This window comes from Streptomyces sp. NPDC088785, assembly GCF_044750685.1.
Classification (GTDB): domain Bacteria; phylum Actinomycetota; class Actinomycetes; order Streptomycetales; family Streptomycetaceae; genus Streptomyces.
In genome coordinates this window covers 72236-89356 of sequence record NZ_JBIVKH010000016.1, presented here as the reverse complement: position 1 = coordinate 89356, position 17121 = coordinate 72236, and the positions used below count along the sequence as shown (strand labels likewise).

The window sequence follows — 17121 nt, the reverse complement described above, 5'->3', positions numbered from 1 at the left end:
ACGCTGGCCGCTTCCGGACCCCCGGGCGGACAGCCGGGCGGCGTCCGGGCCCCGTCCCGGCATCCGCAGCACGAGGAGCACGACCCGACATGGCCGAGAACCACACCTACCGCGTGATCGTCCGCGCCACCTTCGAGGGCCTCACCGACGCGGCCCGGCAGCGGCTGCTCGCCGAGGTGGCCGAGCACGAGGGCATCGCGGGGATGCGCTTCGGGCCCGAGGGTTCACTCGCCTACGACCGCGCGCTCAAGGCGTTCTCCCTGCGCTACGTCATCACGTCCGACCCGGACGACGGCGACGAGATGGCGGGGGCGCTCGCGGAGGAGAAGGCCGAGGCGTATCTGCGCGAGCGCGGCTACGGGCACGGCGAGCTGCGGTCGACGGTCACCGACATGGACACCATGAAGATCAACCGGAAGTCGCGCCGGAGCCGGGCCGGTTCCTGACCATCTCGGCGGTGATCGCCCACCGCTGGTGGTCGCGCCAGGCGCCGTCGATGAAGAGGAAGTCCGGCGAGAACCCTTCGAGCCGGAACCCGGCGCGGCGGGCCAGCGCGAGCGAGGCCGTGTTCGCGGGCTGGGCGTTGATCTCCAGGCGGTGCAGGCCGAGCGGGCCGAAGGCGTGTCGCACCACGAGGCCGAGGCCCTCGGACATCAGTCCGCGCCCGGCGGCGTGCGCGAAGGCGCCGTAACCGAGGGCGCCGCAGCGGAAGCCGCCCTGCACCACGTTGTTGATGTTGATGAACCCGGCGAGGGCGCCGCCGTCGCGCTCGCACACCAGGAACCCGTGCTTGGCCGGGTCGTCGATGAGCCCGCCCGCGTAGCGCGCGTAGGCGTCGGCACTGTCGGGCGGGAAGAGCCAGGGCCGGTGCAGGTCCCGGCTCTCGCGCGAGCGCGCGACGAACTCGTCGGCGTCGGCGAGGGTGAAGGGGCGGATGCCCACCCGCGGGCCCGCGGCGGCGAAGGAACGGTCTGCGGTCATCGGGCCAGCCTACGAAGCGGCTAGCCGGTGGCCGACCGGGGGCACTTCTCGCCGTTCTTGACGACGCCGACGCGCACGCCCGCGTCGCCGACGGGCCGGCCCGCCGCCGGGTACTGGCTGCACACCTTCCAGCTCATCGGCCACAGCACGTGCCGCCGGTGGCCGCTGACGTCCGTCACGTCGACCCGGGTGCGGTAGTCGAGCGTCGAGAAGACGTGCATCAGTCCGCGCCCGCGCAGCTCCGGCATCCGTGCGCCGTCCGCCGCGCCGGCGACGCCCGCCGACACGGTGAGGGCGAGGGCCGCGCCGGCGGTCACGGTCGCCGCCCGGCGCCGCGCGGCCCGGGCCGCCGTCCGCGCCGTCACCTGCGCCGCCGCGCCACGAAGTAGCCGCCGCAGATCCCGCCGATGACCGCGGTGATCAGCATGACCAGGTACAGCGGCATGGACACCTCGGGGATGATCAGGCGGATCTTCACCTGCCGGGTGTTCTCGAAGATGAAGACGAGCAGGAGGACGAAGAGGACCAGAATCCCGATCCTCGCCGGTGTGAACGCGCCGGACCCTCTGCTGCTCGCGCTGCTCGCGCTGTCCTTCGGGCTCATCGGTGGACCCTTCCGTCGTCTCCCGGAGGCCGTCGCCGCCTCCCCGCCCAGCATGTGCGGGCAGGCGGGGTTCCCGCACCGGCCGAGGGCCCGTACGGGTGACGGGCCCCCGTGCGCGGGGGCGTGGGGGGGGCGGTGGCGGGGGGCTACGGCACAACTGGGAGGTCCACCGTCCCGGTGTCCTCGGGGGCGCTGGTGACGGTGACCGGCTTGACGCCGCGTCGTCGCCCGCGGCGACGTCGGCCGGTGCGGCTCCTGTCGCTGCTGGCCCTGGACGAGGGCCTGGCCGGGGCGGACGACCGCGCCCGGCTGCCCGCCCTGCGCGCGACCCCACGCGGTCCGGGCGGCCGGACGGGCGGCCCGCCGGCCCCCGTCGCCGGCCGTGGCGGCCGGGGGGGTCACCCGTGCTCGGCGTCGCGGTAGAGGGTCCGGGCGAACGGGCCGAGCGCCGTTCCGTAGCTCGCGTCCGCGTCGCTGGCGACGTTCACGGCCACGACCCGGCCACCGGACAGGTAGGGCCCGCCGCTCGACCCCACGCCCATCAGGCACGGAATCCGCACCAGCGCCCCTCCCGCCGTCCGGGTGGGGGCACCCGAGCAGTGCAGGACCCGGTCCGTGTAGGGGTAGCCGAAGAAGTGGGCGGGCGCGGCCGGTCGCGCGTCGAAGGCGATGGGCTGGGCGCCGGTCGCCCCGGCGATGTCCCGGCCGTCGGGACCGGGGTTCATCGTCAGCATCGCCACGTCCAGCCCGTCGGTCCGCCAGTCCGCGGCCATGCGGACCCGCCGCACGGTGAAACCGCCGTACGGCGCCGCCCCCTTCCGGTAGCCGGGAACGAAGTAGAGGTTGCGGTCCCATGTCGCGGCCCGGGCCGGCACCCCGTCGGCGGCGGTCCTGACGCAGTGCCCCGCGGTGACGACGGTGCGGGTGCCGACGACGGTCGCCGTGCAGGCGCCTGACGTGCCGTCGGCGCTGGTGGCGTACAGGCGTCCGACCGTCCGGGAGATCGTGCCGCCGCCGGTCCACGGCGGCTGGACCGGATCGTGCGTGGCATCCGCGCGGGCCACCTCCGCCGTGCCGCCGCCCGTCCAGTGGGCCTCGACCGCACGTCGGTCCCGCTTCGTGGCGGCGGCCTCGTGCACCGCCGTCACCGGGGCGGCGTCCCGGGCGACCGCGCCCTGCGGCCCGTCGGGTCCGGCCTGTGCGGCCGCGCCGCAGCCCACGGCCCCCCAGACGACCGCCACGGCCACCGCTGCCGCCGCGCGTCGACGCCCCTGCCCCATGATGTGTTCAGCCCCTCGTCCGCGAACGGACGGAGCCTACGGCGGTGAACCGGAGCGCCGCACGGCACCGGCGGCCGGGCAGGTCAGCGGAGCGCCGGCTCGTCCAGGGTGAGCAGGCCCGCGGCGGCGTCCAGGGCGCCCGCCACCCCGAAGGGAACGGTCAGGGCGTCGTCCCCGTGGCCGAAGCCGAAGGCGTCCAGGACGGGGACGCCGAGGCCGCCCAGCCGGTCGGCGAGGAGGGCGCCGAGGTCCGGGTCGTCGCACTCGGCCCAGGACCCGAGCAGCACCCCGGACACCCCGTCGAACCACCCCGCGCGGAGCAACTGGGTCAGATACCGGTCGAGCCGGTACGTCTCCTCCCCCACGTCCTCCAGGCACACCAACCCGCCCCGGGCCGACCGCCGGGCGTACGGCGCCCCCAGATCGGCGGCGAGCAGCGACAGGCACCCGCCGAGCGTGACCCCGCGAGCCGTCCCGGGCACCAGCACCCGGCCCCCGCCCGGCGCCGCGATCACCTGGACCGTCTCCGGCTCGAACAGCGTCGCCCGCAGATGTCCCTGGGCCCGCGCGCTCTTGAGGAAGTCGGCGGCCGCGACCATCGGCCCGTGCAGCGTGCCGATGCCGAGCCGCACCGCGAACGCCTCGTGCAGCGCGGTGATGTCGCTGTATCCGACGAACGGCTTGGGCCGCGCGGCCCGCATCGCCGCCCAGTCGAGCAGATCGACCATGCGCTGGGCCCCGTACCCGCCGCGGGCGCAGAGCACGGCGTCCACCTCGGGGTCGCACCAGGCGCGCTGGAGGTCGGCGGCGCGGTCGGCGTCGGAGCCCGCGAGGTAGGTGAACCGGTCGTGCGTGGCGAGGACATGGGGGGCGACGACCGGCTCCAGGTCCCAGCCGCGCAGGATGTCCAGGCCGGCCTGGAGCCGGTCCTCGGGAACCGGCCCGCTCGGTGCGACGACGGCGACGCGGGCGCCGGGGACCAGCCGGTCGGGGCGGACCAGGGACGGCGTCACTTGGTCAGCTCCAGGGCGGGGACGCCCGTGGGATGCAGGCCGAACACCTGCGCGTACAGGGAGAGTTCGGCCTCCAGGGCGCGGACCATGGTGTCGGCGCGCCGGAATCCGTGGCCCTCGCCCTCGAAGGTGAGGTAGGCGTGCGGGACGTGCCGCCCCTCGCGCTCCATCCGGGCCAGGAACCGCTCGCACTGGACCGGCGGGCAGATCACGTCGTCGAGGCCCTGGAGGAGCAGGAAGGGGGCGGTCAGCCGGTCGGCGTGCTCGGCCGGGGAACGCTCGGCGTAGCGGGCGGGGACCTCGGCGAGCGGGCCGATCAGCGTCTCCAGGTACTGGGACTCGAAGTCGTGGGTCTCGCCCTCGGCCCACCCGGTGAGGTCCAGGATCGGATAGATGATGGTGCCGCACGCGTAGACGTCGGTGCTGGTGAGGGAGGCGGCACTGGTCCAGCCGCCCGCGCTGCCGCCGCGGATGGCGAGCCTGGCGCGGTCGGCGGTGCCCTCGTCGGCGAGGGCGAGGGCGACGGCCGCGCAGTCCTCGACGTCGACGACGCCCCACTGCTCGCGCAGCCGGTTGCGGTACGCGCGGCCGTATCCGGTCGAGCCGCCGTAGTTGACCTCGGCGACGCCGATGCCGCGCGAGGTGAAGTAGGCGATCTCCAGGTCGAGGACGAGAGGGGCGTGGCTGGTGGGGCCGCCGTGCGCCCAGACGACGTACGGCGGGAGCTCGTCGTCGGGGGCGGCGTGGGTGGGGCTGTGCGGCGGGTAGATGTGGGCGTGGACGTCGCGTCCGTCGGGGCCCTCGAAGGTGCGGATCTGCGGCTCGGGGTAGTAGGCCGGGTCGACGGGGTCGGTGTGCGCCGCGCCGATCACGCGGGTGCGTCCGGTGCTGGTGTCCAGCTCGACGACCTCGTGGCCGGTGCGCGGGCTGGCGGCGACGCCGACGACCCGGGTGCCGTGCACGGCGAGCGACGACGACCACGCGGTCCAGGGCCCGGCGACGTCGACGACCTCGCCGGTCGCCGCGTCGAGGATGCCGAGCGAGGTGGCGCCGACCCCGTGCACGACGGCGATCAGTCCGGCGGCGAGCGGCTTGAACCAGCTCAGGCCGATCTTCCACAGCGGCCCGCCGAACTCCTCCTCGCGGGGGCACAGGCCGCGGGTGGTGGAGAGCAGCGCGGGCCGCGCGGGCGTGCCGGTGCCGGGGGCGGGCCCCACGGCGATCTCCATGCGGTACAGGTTCCACCAGCCGCCGCGGTCGCTGGAGAACAGCAGCGCGTCGTCCGCGGCCCACTCCACCTGGCAGACGGACTCCGCGGTGCCGCCCGCGACGCTCCGCGCGGGGCCGAACGTGCCGTCGTCGGCGACGTCCGCGAGCAGCAGGTCCGTGCCGTCCCACGGCATGCGCGGGTGGTCCCACGCGATCCACGCGGCGCGCCGGCCGTCGGGCGAGAGCCGGGCGCCGGTGACGAACCGGTGGGCGGCGTCGGAGAGTTCGCGCACCGCGCCGCGGTCCTCGGCGGCCGAGCCGTCGAGCGGGACGGCGGCGATCACCCGCCGGACGTCGCTCGGCCCCTGTCCGGTGAACTCCTCAAGGACGCACCACGCCTCGCCCCGGTCGAGGTGGAGCTGCGGATCGGCCCAGCGCAGTCCGCCGCCGACGCCGCCGAGCGGGGTCAGCGGGCGCGGGGCCCGCTCCGGCACGGCGGGCTCGTACGCGTAGAGCCGCTGGTCGGCGAAGTCCACGAAGACCAGCAGGGGGCCCTCGGGGCGGTCGGCGCCGGCCCAGGGGCGTCCGCCGTACTCGATGACGCGGCTGCGCACGTTCCACGGCGCGGGCAGTACGGACTCCTCCGCGCCGTCCGGCCTGCGCCGCACCAGTGCTCTGCGGCCGCCCTCGGCCGGCCGCGGCTCCGTCCACCACGCCTCGTCGCCGACGAACCCGACGTACTCGGGCATGCCGTCGTGCGCGGCGGCCAGCGCCGCGTCCAGCGGCGACGGCCAGGAGCCGTACGCCTGGGTCTGCACCATGTCGTCCCCGCCCCCCATTGGTCCTGAGGCCCCCATGTTCTTCGCGTCCGCCATCTTTTCCTAGTCCGTCTTCTGTTCTTCGGGTTCAGACCGTGCGCAGGAACCGGTCGAGGACGCGCACGCCGAAGTGCAGGGCCTCCACCGGGACCCGCTCGTCGACGCCGTGGAAGAGCGCCTGGTAGTCGAAGCCCTCGGGGAGCTTGAGCGGGGCGAATCCGTAGCCGGTGATGCCGAGCCGGGAGAACTGCTTGGCGTCGGTGCCGCCCGACATGCAGTACGGCACGACGTGCCCCTCGGGGGCGAACTCCTCGACCGCCGCCCGCATCGCGGCGAAGGTCGGCGAGTCGACCGGCGACTGGAGGGCCACTTCCCGGTGGTGGTACGCCCAGTCGACGTCCGGGCCGGTGAGGGCGTCGAGGGTGGCCCTGAACTCGTCCTCGGTGCCCGGCAGATAGCGGCCGTCGATGTGCGCGGTGGCCTCGCCGGGGATCACGTTGATCTTGTATCCGGCGGACAGCATCGTCGGGTTGCTGCTGTTGCGCACGGTCGGGGCGACGAGGTCGGCGGCCGGGCCGAGCGCGGTGAGCAGCGCGTCCACGTCGAAGCCGGGGGTGTCGAAGTCCGGGGCGGGCAGGCCGTACACGGCGGCCATCCCGGCGAGGGCGGCCCGCACGGTCGGGGTGAGCCGCAGCGGCCACTCGTGGTCGCCGATGCGGGCGACGGCCGAGGCGAGGCGCGAGACCGCGTTGGCCCGGTTCACCTTGGAGCCGTGGCCCGCCTTGCCGCGGGCGGTCAGCTCGATCCAGCCGGTGCCGCGCTCCCCCGCCGCGATCGGGTAGAGCTGGGTGCCCCGGCCGTCGTGGAAGGTGAAGGCGCCGGACTCGCTGATGCCCTCGGTGCAGCCCTCGAAGAGGTCGGCGTGCCGGGCCGCGAGGAAGTCGGAGCCGTCCTCGGCGCTGGCCTCCTCGTCGGCGGTGAAGGCGATGACGATGTCGCGGCGCGGCCGGAATCCGACGCGGGCCCAGGCGCGGACGGTCGCGAGGATCATCGCGTCCATGTTCTTCATGTCGACCGCGCCGCGGCCCCACACCACGCCGTCGCGGATCTCGCCGGAGAAGGGGTGCACGCTCCAGTCGGCGGCCTCGGCCGGTACGACGTCGAGGTGACCGTGGACGAGGAGGGCGTCGGCGGAGGGGTCGGTGCCCTCGATCCTGGCGACGACGTTGCCCCGGCCGGGGGTGCGTTCCAGGATCGTCGGCCGCAGGCCCGCCTCGGCGAGCAGGCCGGCCGCGTACTCGGCGGCGGGGCGCTCCTTGCAGTCGCCGCCGCCCCGGTTGGTGGTGTCGATGCGGATCAGCTCGGAGGTGAAGGTGACGACCTCGTCGAGGGCGCGCTGGTCCACTCCGGCGGTCATCAGGGTCTGCTCAGCCATACTGCTCCTCCACCGCGGCCGAGGCGATCGTGGTGACCGCTTTGAAGGTGCGAATGCCCTCGTACATGGTGGGGTGGGTGTAGGCGATCCTGCGCTCTCCGACGCGTCGCACACCGGGCACGACGGTCGACGCCATGGCGAGGTGCTCGGCGTCGAACTCGACCTCGATGGTGAACGGGCCGCCCCGCACCGGCTCGTGGCGCACCGCGAGGCCGGCCGCGTCCTTGGCGGCGGCCCGGATGTCGGCCGCCGTGCGCGCCGGGGTGCGGCAGACCGCCGCGTACCGGGAGACGTGGTCCTTGACGGCGACCTTGCGGGCCTCCGGTGCGTAGCCGAGCGCGTCGTCGCAGGCGTGGTCGTCGCCGGTGACGAGGACGACGGGGACGCCGTACTCGGCCACGACGTGCGCGTTCAGCAGGCCCTCGCTCGCTCGCGCGTCGTTGACCCACACGCCCGTGATCTGGTTCGCCAGGTAGGTGTGGGCGAGGACGCCCTCCATGCCCGCGCCCGCGTGGTAGCCGACGAAGGCGATGCCGTCGACGTCGCCGTGCTGGACGCCCTCCACCATGGAGAGCGACTTGTGACGGCCGGTCAGCATCTCCGCGCGCTCGTCGAGCCGCTCCAGCAGGAGATTGCGCATCGTCCAGTGCGCTTCGTTGATGAGCACCTCGTCGGCGCCGCCGTCGAAGAAGCCGAGCACCGCCGCGTTCACGTCCGAGGTGAACATCGCGCGGCAGCGCTCCCACTGCGGTGTGCCCGGCAGGACGTCCGCCGGCCAGGTCACACCTGTCGCGCCCTCCATGTCGGCGCTGATGAGGATCTTCATGCCCTGCACCGTACGCGGATCATGGCGCGCCCCACCAGGGCTGTGGATAACTCCCAGTGGACTAGTCCAATGTCCCACCCGTTGGGCGGAGTTCTGCCCGGTCAGAGGCGCCGCGCCGACTGCCGCGACGCCCCCGGGGGCCGGTCCGGCTGCTCCGGGGCCGCCGGGCCGCCGGTTCCCTAGTCCTCGTGCCCGAGCTGGAGATCGCGTTCGGTGCGGCCGCCGCCCGCGACCTGGAGGACCGTCGCCACCGGCGGGTAGCCGGCCGCGATGACCGTGTATTCCCCCGACGACAGGTCGACGAAGCGGAAGGTGCCGTCGGGGCCCGTGGTCAGGGTGTCGACGACGTTGCCCGCGGCGTCGAGCAGGGTGACCCGCGCGTCCTCCACCACGCGCCCGCCGCTCGCGCGGACCGTGCCGCGCAGCACCGCGCCACCGGCCAGCTCGACGTCCTGGCGGGTCTCGCGCGAGGCCATGACGGTGACCGGGAGCGCCGCGGGCCGGTAGGCGGGGGCGCTCGCGGCGAGCGTGTACTCACCGGCGACGAGCTCGGTGATGACGTAGCCGCCCTCGCGTCCGCTGCGGGTGGTGGAGACGACCTCGCCGTGCACGTTCGTCAGCGTGACCGTGGCGTCGCGCACGGGCGAGCCGTCGGCGGTGACGACGGAGCCCGCGAGACGCCCGGCGCCGCCGAGGACGACGTCCAGCTCGACGGGGCGCTCGCCGACGGTCACCGTGACGGCCTGCGGCTGGTGGCCGCCGGCCGCCGCGATCAGGACGTAGCTGCCCGCGCCGGGGGTCGACAGGGCGTAGCGGCCGTCCTCACCGCTGGCGCCGCGGCCGATCTGGGTGCCGCCGACGTCGATGAGGGTGAGGGCGGCGCGGGGTACGACCGTGCCGTCGGGGTGCTGCACCGTGCCGCACACCGGGACACCGGCGGCGTACGCCGTGGCTCGCTCCTGCACGGGGACGACGGGCTGCGGGGACGGGGAGGGAGCGGCACTGGACAACAGCGGGGTCTCCTTGAGGAAGAAGGCGAGGACCAGCCCCAGGACCAGGACCGGCACCAGGTAGAGGAAGATCCGGGGCATCGCGTCGGCGTACGCCTCGATGTACGGGGTGCGCAGCGCGGGCGGCATGGTGTGCACGAGCTGCGGAGTGATCGACTCGGCGTCGGGCAGCCGGCCGCCGCGCGGCAGCCGGTCGGCGAGGGCGTCCCCGAGCCGGTTGGCGAAGAGCGTGCCGAAGATCGCGGCGCCGACGCTGCCGCCGATCTGCCGGAAGTAGTTGTTGGCGCTGGTGGCCGTGCCGAGGTCGGAGGGGCGCACCGAGTTCTGCACGGCGAGCACGAGGACCGGCATGATCAGGCCGATGCCGGCGCCGAGCACCGCCATGTAGACGCTGTACTCCAGGCGCGGGGTGTCGACCTGAAGCCGGGAGAGCAGGAACATGCCGAGGGTCGACAGGGCGCCGCCGAGGACCGGGTAGATCTTGTAGCGGCCGGTGTGGCTGATGAGCTGGCCCGAGATGATCGAGGCGCCGACGACGCCGCCCATCATGGGGAGCATCAGCAGGCCGGACTCGGTGGCGCTGGCGCCGTCGACCATCTGGAGGAAGGTCGGCAGGTAGCTGGCCGCGCCGAAGAGGGCGACGCCGACGACCATGCCGACCAGGCCGCTGAGGTTGAAGACCGAGTCGCGGAACAGCCGCAGCGGGATCAGGGGTTCGGCCGCGTACTTCTCGGCGACGACGAACAGCGCGCAGGACACGACGGCCCCGGCGCCCAGCCCGATGATGACCTTGTCGCCCCACGCGTACTCCGTGCCGCCCCAACTGGTCAGCAGCACCAGACAGGTGGAGGCCGCGGCGAGCAGCAGGGCGCCGAGGACGTCGAGGCGGGCCCGCTTCGTGGGCTTGGGGAGCTTGAGGACCACGGCGGTCACCGCGAGGGTGACGAGGCCGAAGGGGACGTTGATGTAGAAGCACCAGCGCCAGGAGAGGTGGTCGGTGAAGTAGCCGCCGAGCAGCGGGCCCGCGACGGAGGCGAGGCCGAACGCGGCGCCGATCAGGCCCATGTAGCGGCCGCGTTCGCGGGGCGGGACGATGTCGCCCATGATCGCCTGGACGCCGATCATGAGGCCGCCCGCGCCGACGCCCTGGACCGCGCGGTACGCGATGAGCTGGTCCATGTTCTGCGCGCGGCCCGCGAGCGCGGAGCCGATGACGAACACGGCGATGGCGAACTGGAAGACGCCCTTGCGGCCGAAGAGGTCGCCGAGCTTGCCGTAGATCGGCAGGCCGATGGTCGACGTCAGCAGATAGGCGGTGATCGCCCAGGACATCTTGTCGAGGCCGTGCAGTTCGCCGACGATCTTCGGCAGCGCGGTGGCGACGATCATCTGGTCGAGCGCGGCGAGCAGCAGGGCCAGCATCAGCCCCACGAAGACCATGCGCACCCGGCTCGGGCTGAGCCCGTGGGCGGGCGACGGCGGCGCGGCCTCGACCGGTCCGGGTGGCGTCGGGAGGTCCGTCACGGGCGGCTCGGGGGCGGCACGCCGCTCCTCGACCGCCTCGGTCACCAGCGTCGTCGTGCCCACCTACAGCTCCCCTCGTCACTTATGCGCGCCCATTTCTCGCATTGCGCGAGAACGGGGAGCAAGCGCGACGAATCGCTGTTCAGGCGGGCCCGACGGACGTATGCGCCGGTCGGAGCCCTGCGGCGGCCGACCGGCGCCGGACGAGAACCACTCGAATCGGTGAGCACCGCACAGACATGCGTGTGCCCGCCGCGAGGGGTGCGCTACTTCTCGACCTCGGTGGCCAGGTTGGCGAGCAGCGCGTCGTAGATGCGGCCGAGGCCCTTGGGGGCGAAGGTCTTCTCGAAGAAGCCGCCGATGCCGCCCGCGCCGTTCCAGACCGTCGAGACGACGACCCGGGTCCTGCCCTCGCCTGCGGGGGTGACGCGCCAGGTGGTCACCATCGACGAGTTGCGGTCCGTCTCGACGAGCTCGCCCTCGGTGGGCTCGCTCACGTCGAGCAGGCAGTCGCGGACGCGCTTGCTGGTGGCCTGGAGCTTCCAGTGCACGACGGTGCCCTCGCCGTCGCCGCCCTTCTGGACGTCGTACTCGCTGAAGTGCTCCGGCAGCAGCTTCTGGCGGGTGCCGTTGTAGTCGGCGAGGGCGTCGAACACGTCGTCCGGCTTCGCGGTGACGACGCGTTCCGTGGTGGCCTCGACCTGCGCCATGACTCATCCTCCAGCACTTGGTTCTTCCGGGTCCTGCACGAGTGGGGCCAAGCCAACCACCCCGCGCACCGGCCGCCAAAATCGGGGTTCGCACGATCAAGGGAACATGTGTTCTATTCTGTGGTCAGTGCTATCGAGGAGGCGTCATGCGCTGGGACAACCTCACCGGACCCGGGGACGGACCCGCAGGTCACGGGCGGGCCGGGGACGCCGCGCTCTTCGGCGCGGACGCGGTCGTGAGCCGCACCGTGGACACCCCGGAATTCCGCGGGGTCACCTTCCACGAGATCCGGGCCCGGTCCATCGTGAACCGGGTGCCCGGCGCGTCCCGGATGCCGTTCGAGTGGACCGTCAATCCCTACCGGGGCTGCACCCACGCCTGCGTCTACTGCTTCGCGCGGAACACGCACAGCTATCTGGACCTGGACACCGGTCTCGGGTTCGACAGCCAGATCGTGGTGAAGGTGAACGCGCCGGAGCTGCTGCGCCACCACCTCGCCTCGCGCCGCTGGCACGGCGACCACATCGCGATGGGCACGAACGTCGACTGCTACCAGCGGGCCGAGGGCCGCTACCGGCTGATGCCCGGGATCCTGGAGGCGCTGCGGGACCACGCGAATCCGTTCAGCATCCTGACCAAGGGCACGCTGATCCTGCGCGACCTGCCGCTGCTGCGGCAGGCCGCCGAGGTGACCGATGTCGGGATCTCGGTCTCGGTCGGCTTCGTGGACCAGGAGTTGTGGCGCACCGTCGAGCCGGGCACGCCCGCGCCCGAGCGCCGTCTCGATGTCGTGCGCGCCCTCTCCGACGCCGGGATCGGGTGCGGGGTGCTGATGGCACCGGTGGTCCCGTTCCTCGGCGACCACCCCGACCAGCTGCGGGCGACGGTGCGGGCGATCGCGCGGGCGGGCGCGACCTCCGTCACCCCGCTCGTGCTGCACCTGCGGCCGGGGGCGCGGGAGTGGTTCACGGGCTGGCTGGCGCGGCACCATCCCCACCTCGTACGGCGGTACGAGCGGCTGTACGCGGAGGGCGCCTACGCCCCGAAGTGGTACCAGCGGCGGGTGACCCGGCAGGTGCACGAGCTGGCCGAGGAGTTCGGCATCGGGCCCTCGCGCGCCGCGGCGCGGCGGCGCGTTCCCGAGCGGGAGGCGCCCGCGCGGACCGAGCCGGGCCCCACCCAGCTCTCCCTCCTCTGACGCCGGGTCACCCGCCGCGGGGCGTACGGGATCCGGAGGCAATCGGGTCAAGTTACGCAGAACCGATTCTTCCGGGCGCGCTTTCCGGGAACAAGCCCGGTGCCGTGGTCGCACGGCACCGCCCCCTGCGCCCCGGAAGGCCCCATGAAGAAACGCGCCGTCGCCCTGTGCGGGATCACCGTCCTGACCGCCGCCGCGGTCGTCACCCCCGCCGCCGTCGCGGACCCCGCCGCCGCGCCGCCGCGCGCGACGCCGCACGGCACCCCGCACCTCACCTGGAAGAAGTGCGGCACCGACGACCGGCCGACGCTCCAGTGCGCGTCGCTCGCAGTGCCGCTCGACCACGGCAACACCGAGGGACGGTGGATCAGTCTCGCCCTGTCCCGGGTCCCGCACACCGCGAAGACCTCGCAGGGCCCGCTCCTGGTGAACCCGGGCGGCCCCGGCGGCAGCGGGCTCTCGCTCGCCGGGTTCGTGGCGTCGAGCCTGCCGGCGAAGGTCGCCGCGCAGTACGACGTGATCGGGTTCGACCCGCGCGGTGTCGGCAGGAGCGAGCCGGCGCTCGACTGCGCGCCCGGCCACTTCGATCCGGTACGGCCCCCGAGCGTGCCCGGCACGCCGGCGATCGAGCAGCGGCAGAAGAAGCGCGCGGACGCCTTCGCCCGCGCCTGCGAGACCAAGTACCACGACGTGCTGCCGTACCTGGACACGGTGAGCGCCGCCAAGGACATGGACCTGATCCGGGCCGCCCTCGGCGCGCAGAGGATCAACTACTTCGGCTACTCGTACGGCACCTACCTGGGCGCGGTGTACGCGAAGTACTTCCCGCAGCGGGTGCGGCGGCTGGTGCTGGACTCGATCGTCGACCCCGAGGGCGCCTGGTACCGGGACAACCTCGACCAGGACCTCGCCTTCCACACCCGGCACCAGGCCTTCATGGCGTGGGTGGCCAAGTACGACGCGACGTACAAGCTGGGCAAGGACCCGGCGAAGATCGAGGCCAAGTGGTACGCGATGCGGGACGCCGTCGCCAAGAAGCCGGCCGGCGGCAGGGTCGGCGCGGGCGAGCTGGAGGACACGTTCCTGCCCGGCGGCTACTACAACGGCTACTGGCCGCAGCTCGCCGAGGCGTTCTCCGCGTACGTGAACAGGAAGGACACGGAGACGCTGGTCGCCGCGTACGAGACCTTCGGCGAGGTGGACGCCGCCGGTGACAACGGCTACAGCGTCTACACGGCCGTGCAGTGCCGGGACGCCCGGTGGCCGCGCGACTGGCACCGCTGGAACTGGGACAACACGGCGACCCACCAGAAGGCCCCGTTCTCCACCTGGAACAACGCCTGGTACAACGCGCCGTGCGCGACCTGGCCGGTGCCGCCGCTGGAGCGGGCCGACATCACCAACGACGCGCTGCCGCCCGCGCTGCTGTTCCAGGCGACGGACGACGCGGCGACCCCGTACGAGGGCGGCGTGAAGGTCCACGAACTGCTGCGCGGCTCCAGCCTGGTGGTGGAGCAGGGCGGCGGCAACCACGGGATCACGCTCAGCGGCAGCGCCTGCCTGGACGGCCACCTGTCGGCGTACCTGGCGACGGGGAAGGTGCCGCGCGGGCGCGGCGCCGCCGACGCGGTGTGCCGTCGGCAGCCGGACCCGAAGCCGCCGGCGACCCGGGAGGCCGCGGCGCCGGCGGCCGTGAACGGCGCGTCCCTGCACCGGCTGCTCGGCTTCCGGGCGCCCTAGGGGCGCGGCAACCGGGCCAGGGCGGCCTCCGCCGCCATCGCCAGGCGGGGGTGCGTGGCCGCCTCCCTGAGGACGTCGCGGGCCCGGGGGTCCGCCAGGCTGCCGAGCCCCTCCACGCACGCCAACGCCACCTTGCGGTACGGGTCGTGGGGCGCGAGGCGGCGGCGCAGCGTGGTGATGAGGGCCGGGGCGGACTCGGGGGCCCGCAGCTGGGTCAGCAGGCGGACCGGGTACAGGGCGTAGGCCACCCGCAGTTCGTTCGTGGCGAGGGCCGCCGCGGCGCGGGCCGTGCGCGGGTCCCCGAGGACGGCGAGGGCGTGCGCGGCGCTCGCGCACCGCTCCGGATCGCGGTGGTTGAGCAGCAGGACGAGGGACTCGAAGGCGCGGCGGTCACCCGCCGTGCCGAGCCGATGGGCGGCGAACTCGCGCGCCCACAGCGGCTGTTCCGGCGCCGTGAGGACCGCGGCCAGCGCGTCCGGGTCGTCCGTGGCGGCGAGCTGCTCGAAGGCGGGGGTGCCACCGGATTCCTTCCGGATGCGCTCTGTCACCGTTCGCGACTCTTCGTCCATGCTTCGAGGCTACGTCCCCCCGGGCCTGCGGCGACATAGATCACACAGACTCGTCAACGACGGGGACTGGCGCGCTCGTTACCCGCCGGTTAATCTCAAGTGAGCGGGGCACACCTCCCGCAGCACGCCTCTCGGCGGCCTGGTGACGCAGCCGCCGCGAGTGTTCGTCGGTTCGGTACGACACGGCTTGGGACAGAGCCGGTCGGTTCCACCTCCGCCCCGCGCGCCCGCTCTTCGCGCGCGGCTCTCCACCCACGGTCCGGGCACCCTCGGCGCCCGCCCGTCTCCCGTGCACCGCACGCCCGTCGGCGTCGCCGTGCGCGCCCCTCGTCGTCACCCTCACTTCCTGGAGTCCCCGGATGGACGCTCCTCTGTCCCGCACCGCACCTCTCGCGACGGTCGCCGTCGTCGGCCTCGGCACCATGGGCACCGGCATCGCCGAGGTCCTGGCCCGCGCCGGCCGCGAGGTCATCGGCATCGACATCAGCGAGGCCGCCACCGCGCAGGCCGTCGCCGCCCTGGAGGCCTCCACGGCGCGTGCGGTGCGCCGGGAGCACCTCACCGAGCGGGAGCGGGCCGACCTGCTGGCGCGGTTCCGCACCTTCACCGACCTCCAGGCCGCCGCCGACGCCGACCTCGTGATCGAGGTCGCCCCGGAGTCGTACGAGATCAAGCAGCAGATCTTCCGTGCGCTCGACGGCGTCGTGCGCCCCGACACCATCCTCGCGACCGGGACCAACGCGCTGTCCGTGACCCGGCTCGCCGCCGACTCCGCCCGCCCCGAGCGCGTCCTCGGCCTGCACTTCTTCAATCCGGCGCCCGCGATGAAGCTCGTCGAGGTCGTCTCCTCCGTGCTCACCGCGCCGGCCGCGGTGGCCGCCGTCACCGACCTGGCCCTGGAGCTGGGCAAGGAGCCGGTGGCCGTCGGCGACCGGCCGGGCTTCGTCGCCGACGGGCTGCTGTTCGGCTACCTGAACCAGGCCGCGGCGATGTACGAGGCCAAGTACGCCTCCCGCGAGGACATCGACGCGGCGATGCGGCTCGGCTGCGGTCTGCCGATGGGGCCGCTCGCCCTGCTCGACCTGATCGGGGTCGACACCGCCCGCACCGTCCTCGACGCCATGTACGCCGAGTCCCGGGACCGGCTGCACGCCCCCGCGCCGATCCTCAAGCAGCTCAGCGAGGCCGGCCTGACCGGGCGCAAGACCGGCCGCGGCTTCTACACGTACGAGGAGCCGGGCAGCTCCGTGGTGGTGCGGGACGCGCTGACGCCGCTCACCGACGCCCTCGCCGCCCCCTTCCGTACCGTCGCGTCCGTCGGCGTCGCGGGGTCGGGGACCATGGCCTCGGGGATCGCCGAGGTGTTCGCGAAGGCCGGGTACGCGGTCGTCCTCGCCGCCCGCAGCGGGGAGAAGGCGCAGGCGGCCAAGGCCCGGATCGGGAAGTCGCTGGCGCGCTCGGTCGCCAAGGGGCGGATGACGGCCGAGGCCGCGGACGGCGCCCTCGCGCTGATCACCCCGGCCGGGTCCTACGACGCCTTCGCCGACGTCGACCTCGCGCTGGAGGCCGTCGCGGAGGACCTGGAGATCAAGCAGCAGCTGTTCGCCACGTTCGACAAGGTGTGCAAGCCGGGCGCGATCCTGGCGACCACGACCTCCTCGCTGCCGGTCGTCGCCTGCGCCCGCGCCACCTCGCGGCCGCAGGACGTGATCGGGATGCACTTCTTCAACCCGGCGCCCGCGATGAAGCTCGTCGAGGTCGTGCGGACCGTGCTGACGGCCGAGGACGTGCACGCCACCGTCCGCGACCTGACACGGAAGGTGCGCAAGCACCCCGTGGACTGCGGGGACCGCGCCGGGTTCATCGTGAACGCTCTGCTGTTCCCGTACCTGAACAACGCGGTCAAGATGGTCCAGGAGCACTACGCCTCGCTGGACGACATCGACGCCGCGATGAAGCTCGGCGGCGGCTATCCGATGGGCCCGTTCGAACTTCTCGACGTGGTGGGCCTCGACGTCTCGCTCGCGATCGAGAAGGTGCTGCACCGCGAGTTCCGCGACCCGGGCCTCGCGCCCGCGCCGCTCCTGGAGCACCTGGTGGCCGCGGGCTGCCTCGGCCGCAAGACCGGCCGTGGCTTCCGCGAATATGCCCGGCGCTGAGCCGGAGGCGGAGTCGGGAGCCGGTTGGGGCGGGCTGCTCGGAG

The 17121-nt window shown here is 73.8% G+C and carries 15 protein-coding genes; 4 read left to right on the top strand and 11 right to left on the bottom strand.

All coding sequences use genetic code 11. The features are described from left to right. Positions 1-89: 89 nt before the first annotated feature. Positions 90-446, top strand: coding sequence for a DUF6204 family protein (locus ACIP5K_RS31295; RefSeq protein ID WP_401414960.1), 357 nt, complete (start codon positions 90-92; stop codon positions 444-446). On the opposite strand, the gene ACIP5K_RS31290 is transcribed toward ACIP5K_RS31295, so the two are convergent. The 10 genes from ACIP5K_RS31290 to ACIP5K_RS31245 form a co-directional block, all read right to left on the bottom strand. After that, positions 409-981 (bottom strand): GNAT family N-acetyltransferase, encoded by a 573-nt coding sequence (locus tag ACIP5K_RS31290; protein ID WP_401414958.1) that lies wholly within the window; start codon positions 979-981, stop codon positions 409-411. The genes ACIP5K_RS31295 and ACIP5K_RS31290 overlap by 38 nt on opposite strands. 20 nt (positions 982-1001) lie before the next feature. Continuing rightward, on the bottom strand, positions 1002-1346 hold the full coding sequence (locus ACIP5K_RS31285; RefSeq protein ID WP_401414957.1) for a hypothetical protein: 345 nt from the start codon (positions 1344-1346) through the stop codon (positions 1002-1004). Further along, on the bottom strand, positions 1343-1585 hold the full coding sequence (locus ACIP5K_RS31280) for a LapA family protein (RefSeq protein WP_401414956.1): 243 nt from the start codon (positions 1583-1585) through the stop codon (positions 1343-1345). The genes ACIP5K_RS31285 and ACIP5K_RS31280 overlap by 4 nt, the downstream gene beginning before the upstream one ends. A gap of 398 nt (positions 1586-1983) precedes the next feature. After that, a complete protein-coding gene (locus ACIP5K_RS31275; protein WP_401414955.1) occupies positions 1984-2865 on the bottom strand; it encodes a trypsin-like serine peptidase in 882 nt (293 codons plus the stop codon). An 83-nt stretch (positions 2866-2948) separates the two neighbouring features. Beyond that, positions 2949-3878, bottom strand: a complete 930-nt coding sequence (locus ACIP5K_RS31270) for an LD-carboxypeptidase (protein ID WP_401414953.1) — start codon at positions 3876-3878, stop codon at positions 2949-2951. Continuing rightward, positions 3875-5908: a prolyl oligopeptidase family serine peptidase gene (locus ACIP5K_RS31265; protein WP_401414952.1), complete on the bottom strand. Its 2034-nt coding sequence runs from the start codon at positions 5906-5908 to the stop codon at positions 3875-3877. The genes ACIP5K_RS31270 and ACIP5K_RS31265 overlap by 4 nt, the downstream gene beginning before the upstream one ends. A gap of 85 nt (positions 5909-5993) precedes the next feature. Further along, a complete protein-coding gene (locus ACIP5K_RS31260; RefSeq protein ID WP_401414951.1) occupies positions 5994-7340 on the bottom strand; it encodes a M20/M25/M40 family metallo-hydrolase in 1347 nt (448 codons plus the stop codon). Then, positions 7333-8166: a M55 family metallopeptidase gene (locus ACIP5K_RS31255; RefSeq protein ID WP_401414950.1), complete on the bottom strand. Its 834-nt coding sequence runs from the start codon at positions 8164-8166 to the stop codon at positions 7333-7335. Before ACIP5K_RS31255 ends, ACIP5K_RS31260 begins: the two co-directional genes overlap by 8 nt. Positions 8167-8345: 179 nt before the next feature. Further along, complete coding sequence (locus ACIP5K_RS31250) at positions 8346-10763, bottom strand: MFS transporter (RefSeq protein ID WP_401414948.1); 2418 nt, start codon at positions 10761-10763, stop codon at positions 8346-8348. A gap of 203 nt (positions 10764-10966) precedes the next feature. After that, positions 10967-11410, bottom strand: a complete 444-nt coding sequence (locus tag ACIP5K_RS31245; protein WP_401414946.1) for an SRPBCC family protein — start codon at positions 11408-11410, stop codon at positions 10967-10969. 146 nt (positions 11411-11556) lie between these two features. On the opposite strand from ACIP5K_RS31245, the gene ACIP5K_RS31240 reads away from it, so the two are divergent. Next, positions 11557-12609, top strand: coding sequence for an Rv2578c family radical SAM protein (locus ACIP5K_RS31240; RefSeq protein ID WP_401414944.1), 1053 nt, complete (start codon positions 11557-11559; stop codon positions 12607-12609). 144 nt (positions 12610-12753) lie between these two features. Then, a complete protein-coding gene (locus ACIP5K_RS31235) occupies positions 12754-14349 on the top strand; it encodes an alpha/beta hydrolase (RefSeq protein ID WP_401414942.1) in 1596 nt (531 codons plus the stop codon). Here ACIP5K_RS31235 and ACIP5K_RS31230 read toward each other — a convergent pair. After that, the gene (locus tag ACIP5K_RS31230; RefSeq protein ID WP_401414940.1) at positions 14346-14918 is read right to left on the bottom strand and encodes an adenylosuccinate lyase; all 573 of its coding nucleotides are present in this window, start codon (positions 14916-14918) and stop codon (positions 14346-14348) included. The genes ACIP5K_RS31235 and ACIP5K_RS31230 overlap by 4 nt on opposite strands. Positions 14919-15277: 359 nt before the next feature. Between ACIP5K_RS31230 and ACIP5K_RS31225 the strand changes: the two genes are divergently transcribed. Then, positions 15278-17077, top strand: a complete 1800-nt coding sequence (locus ACIP5K_RS31225; protein WP_401414938.1) for a 3-hydroxyacyl-CoA dehydrogenase family protein — start codon at positions 15278-15280, stop codon at positions 17075-17077. Positions 17078-17121 lie beyond the last annotated feature (44 nt).